Origin of the sequence: Prosthecobacter sp. (assembly GCF_049294395.1) — a bacterium.
Taxonomy (GTDB): Bacteria; Verrucomicrobiota; Verrucomicrobiia; order Verrucomicrobiales; family Verrucomicrobiaceae; genus Prosthecobacter.
Genome location: NZ_JBAQCR010000175.1, coordinates 1 through 9,697, shown reverse-complemented (window position 1 = coordinate 9,697; position 9,697 = coordinate 1). Strand labels below are relative to the sequence as shown.

General features: G+C 61.1%; 8 protein-coding genes. 6 read left to right on the top strand and 2 right to left on the bottom strand.

Annotated features, from left to right (window positions below; all coding sequences use genetic code 11):
- From WAW39_RS11935 to WAW39_RS11920, 4 genes are all read left to right on the top strand, one after another.
- On the top strand, positions 1–184 hold a 184-nt coding region (locus tag WAW39_RS11935), incomplete at its 5' end, for a hypothetical protein (RefSeq protein ID WP_422319054.1).
- 226 nt (positions 185–410) lie between these two features.
- Complete coding sequence (nadA, locus tag WAW39_RS11930; RefSeq protein ID WP_422319052.1) at positions 411–1,352, top strand: quinolinate synthase NadA; 942 nt, start codon at positions 411–413, stop codon at positions 1,350–1,352.
- A gap of 24 nt (positions 1,353–1,376) precedes the next feature.
- Positions 1,377–3,059 carry an Hsp70 family protein gene (locus WAW39_RS11925; RefSeq protein ID WP_422319050.1) on the top strand — a complete coding sequence of 561 codons (1,683 nt, stop codon included), beginning with the start codon at positions 1,377–1,379 and terminating at the stop codon, positions 3,057–3,059.
- Positions 3,052–4,425 carry a hypothetical protein gene (locus tag WAW39_RS11920; protein WP_422319048.1) on the top strand — a complete coding sequence of 458 codons (1,374 nt, stop codon included), beginning with the start codon at positions 3,052–3,054 and terminating at the stop codon, positions 4,423–4,425. Before WAW39_RS11925 ends, WAW39_RS11920 begins: the two co-directional genes overlap by 8 nt.
- Positions 4,426–4,446: 21 nt before the next feature.
- Here the strand turns inward: WAW39_RS11920 and WAW39_RS11915 are convergent, their stop codons facing one another.
- Entirely contained in the window at positions 4,447–5,706 is a 1,260-nt protein-coding gene (locus tag WAW39_RS11915; RefSeq protein WP_422319046.1) for a hypothetical protein, read from the bottom strand.
- Between the two features lie 86 nt (positions 5,707–5,792).
- Between WAW39_RS11915 and WAW39_RS11910 the strand changes: the two genes are divergently transcribed.
- Positions 5,793–7,484: a 4-alpha-glucanotransferase gene (locus WAW39_RS11910; protein WP_422319044.1), complete on the top strand. Its 1,692-nt coding sequence runs from the start codon at positions 5,793–5,795 to the stop codon at positions 7,482–7,484.
- 409 nt (positions 7,485–7,893) lie between these two features.
- Here WAW39_RS11910 and WAW39_RS11905 read toward each other — a convergent pair whose 3' ends face one another.
- Positions 7,894–8,670, bottom strand: a complete 777-nt coding sequence (locus WAW39_RS11905; protein WP_422319042.1) for a L,D-transpeptidase family protein — start codon at positions 8,668–8,670, stop codon at positions 7,894–7,896.
- Positions 8,671–8,849: 179 nt separating this feature from the next.
- On the opposite strand from WAW39_RS11905, the gene WAW39_RS11900 reads away from it, so the two are divergent.
- On the top strand, positions 8,850–9,476 hold the full coding sequence (locus WAW39_RS11900; RefSeq protein WP_422319040.1) for a hypothetical protein: 627 nt from the start codon (positions 8,850–8,852) through the stop codon (positions 9,474–9,476).
- Positions 9,477–9,697: the final 221 nt, after the last annotated feature.

Sequence of the window (9,697 nt, the reverse complement as noted above, 5' to 3'; positions counted from 1 at the left end):
GGATGACGGTGAGTGCGAGATCGAGAAGGGGGTGAGGCTGTTTTTGGGTCACGGGGAACTGTGGAATGATGAAGGTGGAATGTCGAACGGAATGGGCTCGTCCTCGATCTTGGCGCTCCATTCTCGGCCATGGCGAACGCGGGGAGCAATCACTGCAAACTGGGAACTGAAAATTGAAAACTGAAAATTGGCGGAGCGGGAGAGGGATGGCCTGGAGATACGATCAAGGAGGGAATGCACGATACACCACTCCGCCTCTGACCAATTTGCAATTTTCAGTTCCCAGTTCGCAGTTTTCAGTTTCTCGATTCCGCATTGGCCAGCGGGCGTTCCATGATCGAGGACGAGCGTGCGCGAAGCTCTCTTGACCTCGTTCCGCCCCGTTTTACGCTCTCCTTCCACACATTTCCATGGTCGCCACCACCGCCCCCAGCCTTACCGAAGAAATTCTCCGTCTCAAAAAAGAACGCAATGCCGTGATCCTGGCGCACAATTACCAGGACAAGGCCATCCAGGAGATCGCCGACTTTGTGGGGGATTCCCTCGGCCTGGCCTACAAGGCGAAGGAGACCGAGGCAGACGTCATCGTCTTCTGCGGTGTGCACTTCATGGCGGAAACGGCCAAGATCGTGAACCCCGGCAAGATCGTGGTACTGCCAGATGCCAACGCCGGCTGCTCGCTGGAGCAGAGCTGCCCGGGGCCGCAGCTTGAAGCCTTCCTGAAAGCGAACGCTGCCAAGAACTACTACGTGATCGCCTACATCAACTGCAGCGGCCACGTGAAGGCCCTGAGCGACTGCATCTGCACCAGCGGCAATGCTGACAAAATCGTGGAAGCAGCTCCAAAGGATCGCCCCATCCTCTTTGTGCCGGATCAGAACCTCGGCTCCTGGGTCATGGAGCGCACGGGCCGCAAGATGGACCTGTGGAAGGGCGCTTGCTACGTGCATGTGGAGTTCACGCGGGACAGCATCCAGCAGATCAAAGATGAACACCCGGACGCCAAGGTCGTGGCTCATCCCGAATGCACCTACGCCGTCCGCATTCTGGCCGATGAAGTGTGCAGCACGGAGAAAATGGTGGGCTATTGCCGCAACAGCCCCGCGAGCACTTTCATCATCGTCACCGAAAGCGGCATGCTGCACCGCCTGGAGCGCGAAGTGCCCGGCAAGAAATTCATCCCCGGTCCCACCGGACACTGCGCCTGCGCCGACTGCCGCTACATGAAGCTGAACACCCTGCAAAAGCTGCACGACTGCCTGCGCGATCTGACGCCGCAAGTGGAGATGCCGGAAGACCTGCGCCAGCGCGCGGAGAAGCCGATTTTGCGGATGCTGGAGCTGAGCCGGTAGGAAAACCGAACCTCCTTCTCTGCGATGATCGGTATCGACCTTGGCACCACCAACAGCCTGGTTGCCGTCATGCGTGATGGCCAGCCGGTGACGTTGAAAAATGAGCTGGGCGAGGATTTGATTCCTTCCGTCGTCGCTGTCGCAGAAGATGGCACCCTGCTGGTGGGGCGCGCCGCCAAGGACCGGCTGGTGACCTCTCCGAATGCGGGGCAGGCCTGCTTCAAGCGGGACATGGGGACGGACACGACTTATGAGTTTGGCGGGCGGAAATGGTCGCCCGTGGAATGCTCCGCGCTGGTGCTGCGCGAGCTGAAACGCATCGCCGAGGACCAGCTTAAGACCCCGGTGGATTCGGCTGTGATCACCGTGCCGGCTTATTTCCATGATTTGCAGCGCCAGGCCACGGTGGACGCGGCGGCCATTGCAGGACTCAAGGTGCTGCGCCTGCTCAATGAGCCAACGTCTGCAGCGCTGGCCTACGGCTACCGCGCGACGGATGAACTCAACACCCTGCTGGTCTTTGACCTGGGGGGCGGCACCTTTGATGTCACGCTGCTTGAGTCATTTGAAGGCGTGGTGGAGGTCAAGGCATCCTCCGGAGAGAGCCGGCTGGGAGGAGAAGATTATACCGATGCCTTTGCCCAATGGATCGAGCGCGAGTTCAACTGGAGCCCTCCCGCAGTGGATTCCCGGCGCTGGCGTGAGCGTGTGGAAATGCTCAAGCGCGAGCTGTCAAAGCAGACCAGCACCACAGTCACGCTGCATGGCAAGGAGGCACCCATCACGCGGGATGATTTCATCTCAGCCACGGCGGAAATCACGGCACGCCTGCGGCCCGTGGTGCGCCGGACGATGCGTGATGCCGGGCTCACACCCAAACAGATTGACGCCGTTTTGTTGGTCGGCGGGGCCAGCCGCATGCCGGTGGTTTTTGAGGATCTGCGGGACCTGCTGGGCATGGAGCCCTCACGGACGCTGGATCCGGACCGCGTCGTGGCACTCGGGGCCGCCGTGCAGCAGGCGCTGGTGGCCGGAGATTCCGCCGTCAAAGACCTGGTGCTCACAGATGTGTGCCCCCACACCCTGGGCATTGAAACCACCAAGGAACTGGTGCGCGGCCATCGTGAGCATGGCTTCTTTTCCCCGATCATTGAGCGCAACACGATGGTGCCATGCAGCCGCAGCGAGTTGTTCAGCACGCTCTCGCCGGAGCAGGATGAGCTGGCCATCCAGGTGTATCAAGGCGAGAGCCGGCTGGTCAAAGACAACCGGAAAATTGGCATGCTGCACATCCAGGGCCTGCGCGCCCGACCCGGTCAGAAATATCCAGGGCAGGTGGATGTACGCTTCACCTATGACATGAACGGCCTCCTCGAAGTCGATATCACCATCAAGGAAACCGGCAAAAAGGTGACGAAGGTTTTTGAGCAGAGACCCGGCACTCTGAGCGCTGAGCAGATTGCCGCTGCACTGCGCAAACTGCAGCCTTTGAAGACAAACCCGGCAGACCGGCCGGAGAACCGTGCGCGCCTCGAGCGTGCGAACCGCCTGTATGCTGATCTCTCAGGCGAGATGAGGCGCTCGCTGGAAGGTTTCCTCGAAGCTTTTGAAGCAGCTCTCATCAGCCAGGAGCGTGAGCGCATCGCCGCTACAGCTCAGGATCTTGACACATTCATGGCACCCTTTTTCCGCGAGAACGATGGCTGACTCATGGAGCATTCTGGGCCTGCGACCTGACACTGCCGATGAAAAGCAGGTGCGCAGCGCGTATGCCAGGCTGCTCAAGGTTCACCGCCCCGATCAAGACCCGGAAGGATTTCAGCGGCTTCGCTCGGCCTATGAGCAGGCCCTCGAATGGCTGCAATTTCGTGCGCTCAGCGAGGAGGACGGGCCGCCAGATGACGCGGAGGAGTGGGAGCCTGAAGAGGAAACTCCTGCGGTTTTAGAGCCTCCCTCTGCTCCTTCTGACCCCGCCCCTGCGCCGCCATCGCCGCTGCCCTCTTCCTGGGCTGCTGGGGACGTTCCCTTCCTCCCGCACAAGCTTGATCAGACGCCTCCTCAGGAGCAGCACCAGCGCAAGCCGCAGCGGCCTGCGCGCGACTGGCCGCGTGAATGGTCCTACTCGATCGTAACGCTGGATCGCGCGCTGGAGAATCCGCGGCGTTATTTCGACATCATCACCATGGCGCTCAGGGCGCTGGCGGTTGACGTGATTGAGTTCGGCATCCCACCTGATGCTGTGGAGTGCATCATCAGCGATGCCTTTGGCGCGGATGCGGGCCTGTTTGGCATGACCGCTCCGGTGGCGATCTTGACGCACCTGCTGAAAGGAGGGCGCACCGGCTTTGTTAACAGAGCCATCAAGGCGCTGGAGCAGGCGGGCAGCCAGGCTCACCTCACGACCTTGGTGCAAAAACTCGACGAATGCGAGGTCGATGCCTGGTCAGCGCGCACCGCCGATGTGTTCTTCCATGCGGCTGGTCTGGTGGCCATGCACCAGCCTTTCCTCGCCCAGTCGATCATGCGCAAATTGAAGCGTCTGCCGCATGCCGAAAACGATGCAGGCAAGTTCACCAGCCTCGAAATCAGCATCGCCCGAGGCATGGCCTTGCGTGATCTGCCACCGGATTTTCGTTCGTTTTGGGTGCAGCGGCTGGAGCATCCTGAAGCAGCATGTGACTGGAAGGCCGATGCTGCGGCGCATGCGCTCTATGCCGTGGTCCTGCAGGGGCACGGGTGGGTCGGGATCCCGCTGGTGCAAAGCGTTGTGCCTGCAGATGCCTGGACGAATGCCTGGAAGCACCGCTGGGTTCAGGTGGCGATGTTTCGCCTGCTCAGATGGTGGAATCCACGTAAACTCATGACGGTGGGATTTGCCATCGTTGGCGGCGGATTGCTGATTTTTGGCGCACATCTGGCCACACAAGTGACTCCTTCACGCCCTGCAATAAAGCGGGACCCAGCACTTCAGATGGAGGAGGCAAAAGGTGCGCTCCTGATCGATAAAGCGGTGCGCGAGCAAAACGAGCAATTTAAGCATAAGTTTGAGCAGGCTTACCCCCGCACCAAATGAAGCCTGCGTCGGTTAGCGTTGCTAGCGCCACCAGCTAGGCAGATCCGTCATCGTGTCCTTGAGGATGCTGCGGATGGCCACGCGTTCGGCAGGCGGGAGATGGGCATGCTGGGCATCGGGCTGCTCGCGGAGGTAGAGGGCCATGTGGTAGTAGACGCGCTCCTTGAGCTCCTTGGGCGCGGCTTTCCAGGTGTCCGTGTAGAGCATGTAGCTGCAGCGGTGTTTGAACATGCGGGTCTTCAGCTCGAGATCCTTGAGTGACAGGCCGGTCTTCGAGACTTTGCGGTCGCGCAGGAAATCCTGTACGTAGGCGGGATCTCCCACCATGCCTTTGGCGGGGAACTTGGCTTCGTCGGCAAAGGTGATGTAGCGTGCGAGTTCCATCGCACGTTCCTCGATCTCCGCCTTCGCCGCAGCGCCCAGCATGCCTTTGCCCTCGCTCTTGAGCTGGCGCACGGTGTAGATGGCATAGACCAGGCGGTTTTCGAAGCCCATCTGGTGCTCGTTCGTGAGATTCGGCAGGATGTCGCTCGTGGGCAGCAGGTGCAGGCTGAGGTCGGAGAACTGCCCGGGATTTACGGAGGTGATCTCGTTTTTCCCGTTGTTCGGGATGCCCATGACGTTCGCCCTGTTGTTGGCGATGTTGTGCTGGCCGGTGAGATGCCAGCCGCCGAAGCGGTCCTCCAGCGGGATCTGATGCCCCTGCACATCCCGGCGATAAGTCTCCAGGCTGGATCCTGCCCGCGAGACCAGCAGGGACTCCGCGATCAATCCTGGCAGCCGCCGCGTGGCATTGCCCGCATGGCAGTTCATGCACTTGGTGGAGCGCGTGACATTCGGCACCGGGCCGCCGGGGCGCAGGCGGTCGAAGACGTAGAACATGGGGCCCATCTCCGGGTCTGCGGCGATGATCTCGACCAGCCCGCCGGGCACCCAGCCGATGTAGGTGTCTTCGTTGAAGTAGAGCGCGCGGGGGTTGCGCGGATTGATGATCTCGCTTTGCAGCGAGCTCGCGGAGAACACCATGATCTGCGAGCTGACCGGGATGTTCAGCGCCGCCAGCAGGCTGGCGAGGAAGGCCTTGTCACTCGTGGTGTCCAGTTTCACCTCCCCCTTCTGCGCCTTTTCCTGCAGCTCGGCAAAGCGGTCCTTCGGCTTCCATTCGAGGTAGGAATGCGGCGGCCCTTTGAAATCGATGACGCGTGGCTCCTTCGTCTCCGCTGCCGGGGCGGCGGAGATTGCTAAAAACAGCAGCATCGTCAGGAATCGGGAACGCATCATGCTCTATACGCTTGCGATCTTACCCAAATCGCAGCAGACAACCACAAACAATTGCCAATCCGTATTCCGGTAACCATCTTTCCCTCATGCCCACCCTACAGCCACGCCGTGCCGGCATTTTGATCCCCGTCTTCGCCCTGCGCACACCTGAGGACCTTGGTATTGGCGACATCGGCGGCGTGCGGCAGCTCATCGACTGGTCCGCGGATGAGGGGATCGGTTTTGTCCAATTTCTGCCCATCAACGCCACCGGCAGCGACAGCAGCCCCTACAATGCCATCAGCTCCGTCGCGCTGGACTACCTCACGCTGGATCTCTCCCCGGCGGTGGTGCCTGAACTGGACGAGAAATTCTACAGCACCATCACCGGCATCCTGCGGGTGGATCTTCTGCGGCATGGCTCGGTGAACTACCCCAAGGTGCGCCGCCTGAAAAACACGCTGCTGCGCCGCGCCTTCAGCCAGATCGAATCCCAGCCCGGGCGCATGGCGCTGTTTGAGGCGTTTTGCGAAAAGGAGGCCTCCTGGCTGGATGATTTCTGCCTTTTCAAAGTCCTGATGGAGGAGCACGGCCATGAAGACTGGACGAACTGGCCCGAGGAGCTGAACACGGCTGGCAAAGCCCGCGCCTGGCGTGATGCGCAGGGAGATGAGATCGATGACCGCATCCTCTTCCATGCCTACGTGCAGTGGCTCTGCTTCAGCCAGTGGGGCGAACTCCGCACCTATGCGAACGGGAAGGGCGTGAAGCTCATGGGGGACATCCCCTTTGGCATCTCCTGGTGCAGCGCGGATGTGTTTTTCAAGCCGGAGCAGTTTGACCTCGAATGGTGCGGCGGCGCTCCGCCGGAGACCTATTTCAAGGACGACTACTTCGTGCAGCACTGGGGCCAGAACTGGGGCATTCCGCTTTATCGCTGGGATGTCATGGAGCAGGGCGGCTTCCAGTGGTGGCGGCAGCGCACGCAGAAGCTGACCGAGGTTTTTGACATCTTCCGCATTGATCACGTGCTGGGCTTCTACCGCATCTACAGCTTCCCGTGGCGTCCCACGCGCAATGCGGAGTTTTGTTACCTCAGTGATGAAGCGGCCAAAGCTCTCACTGACGGGCGCCTGCCGCACTTCATCGAAAACGACGACGACACTCCGGAGCACAAAGCCGCCAATCTCGCCAATGGTGACAAGTACCTGCGCATGATCCTGGATGCCGCTGCTGGCAAAGCCGAGGTGGTGGCCGAAGATCTGGGCACCGTGCCTGACTACGTGCGCCCGCACCTGCTCAGCCTCGACATTCCCGGCTTCAAAGTCTGCCAGTGGGAGCACGACGAGCAGGGCCGCGTCGTCATGGGCAGCACCTATGACAACTGCGCCTTCACCACCTACGCCACGCATGATCATGAGCCGATGCGAACGCACTGGGAGCACCGCCGCCGCGATGCCGCCAGCAGCGATGAAGCCGAGCGCGCCCTGGGTGACAAGGAACTGGGCGATCTCGCGGAGTTTGCCGGCCTGCGCTTCTCCTCCGAAGGCTGGCCGGAATACGACGCCCACATCCGCCACGCTCTGCTGGAGGCCCTGCTCACCAGCAACGCCCGCTACGCCGCCTTCATGCTCACCGATTTGTATGGCCTCGAAGACCGCTTCAACGTCCCCGGCATCGCCGCCGACAGCAACTGGAGCGCCCGCCTGCCGATGACCGTGGCTGAGCTTCGAAATGCCTCACCCTGGAAAGAAGAAGGCGAGTGGCTCAAGAAGGCGATCAAGAGCACGGGGCGGTAAAGTAGCCCAGTTGCGCCGCAACTGGTTCCGGAACCTCCACCATCGCGTTTGTTTGGCATTGGACTTTCAGCCTCGCGACAGCGTCTTGGAACCGAAGCGCAGCGGAGGTAGACAGCCGCAGGCTGTCCGAAGGGTGAGTGCAGCGAATCAATGCGGTGGCAGAGATGCAAGGCGCAAGCCTGCATCGGCGACACCGCTTTCGCGGGATAAGCTGTACTCTTCGGCCCTGGCCTGCCGTCCGGCTTGCGAAAGCGGCGTCGCGCCTAGGCTTGCCGCACGCAGTCCAAGACGCTGTCGCGCTCGCGTAGGCACCTGCCGGGACGTTGCTGGAAGTTTAATCAAATGACGTTCACGGCTGGCTGGCATTCACTTGGGCTTAAGGCATGAGAAGGGATTAGCCGTTCTGTGCTCACGGCAGTCCCCATGCCCCACGCAGCGCTGCATAGTCCGCTTTTGGCAGCAGGACGTAATGCGGTGAAGCGGTGGGATCGAGCCAGCGCAGGAGGCGGGTCAGGTCGCCCTCGGCCATGGTGGTGCAGCCGGCGCTGGGCTTGTCGGGTCCACGGCGTACGTGGAAGAAGATGGCGCTGCCATAGCCGGGAGCGGAGGGCTGCTGATTGTGGCGGATTTCGAGCATCCACTTGTAGGCGGCGTCTCCCAGGCGCATTTTTTGTTTCTCAAACCACGGCGGGATGCCCTGGCGGGGATCAATGCGGATATGGCGGTTATAATACTGCGGCAGGGTCGAGTCATCGACGTAGGCGTCCCAGGGGCCGACCTGGATGTACGGCCAGCGGGCACCGCCGGGCGGGGTGGGGGCATAGCCAAACAGTGATCCCAGCTGAAACACACCTGCGGGCGCCCGCCAGTCCTTCTCCACCTTGGCGGGAATGCCGTTCCGTGGGGCATTGAAGACGCCACGGCCCCAGGCCAGTCCCTTTCTGCCCAGCAAAACCGGCACGGGCTTCTCAAAGACGGCCTGCCACGGAGCCCCGGCGGAGGCGCGCTGGTAGCACTGCATCGTGGCGGTGTTTGAATTCCAGGTGGCTGCTTGGGAGACGATGACTTGGCGTACCCCGCGACCCAGCTGTGCGTGAGACTCCGAAGGGCACAGGGCGGAAATGCCGATGCCCAGCAGCGTGATAAGGAGTGTCTTTTTTCGATGGAAAACTTTTTGGTATTGCATGGCGAAGCTGTTTCCGAATATATTCATTAAATCAACCCTGCCGGGTTAATTGGATTCAGGTTTTGGGGGTTTTTTTCCTGAGCTCCGAGTTCCGGCAGGGTTGTTTTTTTTCCTGCGGGCCCGCATTGGGTGAATCTAGCACATTGATTCGCGTCGAAGGTGTTCTAATGATGGCCTCCATGAACTTTCGGTGCTTTTCAGTCATTCTCGGATTCGCAGCCTGCCTCAACCTCACTTCGTGTGGAAATTCCTCGGTCATCAGTCTCGACTACGTTCCCCAGAACGGCCGGATGCTGCGGGGCACACCGGACTTTGCCGTCGGTGAGTTCAAGGACAAGCGTGGTGAGCAGTCCCAGACGCTCGGCCATGTGCGCCTGCCCATCGGCCCGTCGGTCGATACCATCCAGACCCGCCTGCCCGTCAGCGATGTGGTGCGCAATGCCTTTGGCTACGCGCTGGAATCACGTGGCATGCTGGCCACCGATGTGAAGGGCCGCTTTATCCTCACCGGGGAGATTCAGGATCTGCGCTCGCAGCTTTTGGTGCATCCCTATGGCTATGCACGCATCCGCGTGAACGTCGTGGAAGCCACCTCGGGCCGCGTGCTTTTCACGCACGTCTATGAAGGCGAGCGCCAGAGCAACGCCTTTCGTCCCGGCAGCGGCTCGCCCGTGCCCGTCCTCCGTGAGCTGACCTCCCGCGCGCTGCAGGACTGCGTGGATCGCGCCCTGGATGACACCCGCATGCGCCAGCAGATCGGTGCGGGTGTGGATGACCGCCCGCGCTACACGCCGGGCATGCTGTAGGAAAAGGAGGAAGGTAGGACGGTCGTGGCGAAGCCCGCCCGTCCATCAGCGTGGTGAAAAACACCCTGGCGTGCGAACGTCCCCTTAGACCGACTCTCAAAAATCTTGTCACATTGCCCGGGCGGCGGAGCGGCCCCATTGGCTGCGTCATGTGCTTGCCTGTTATTTCCAAATAGCAGGCGGCGCACTCTCCTTGCCACTGGGGCCGCTGCGCTCGCCGG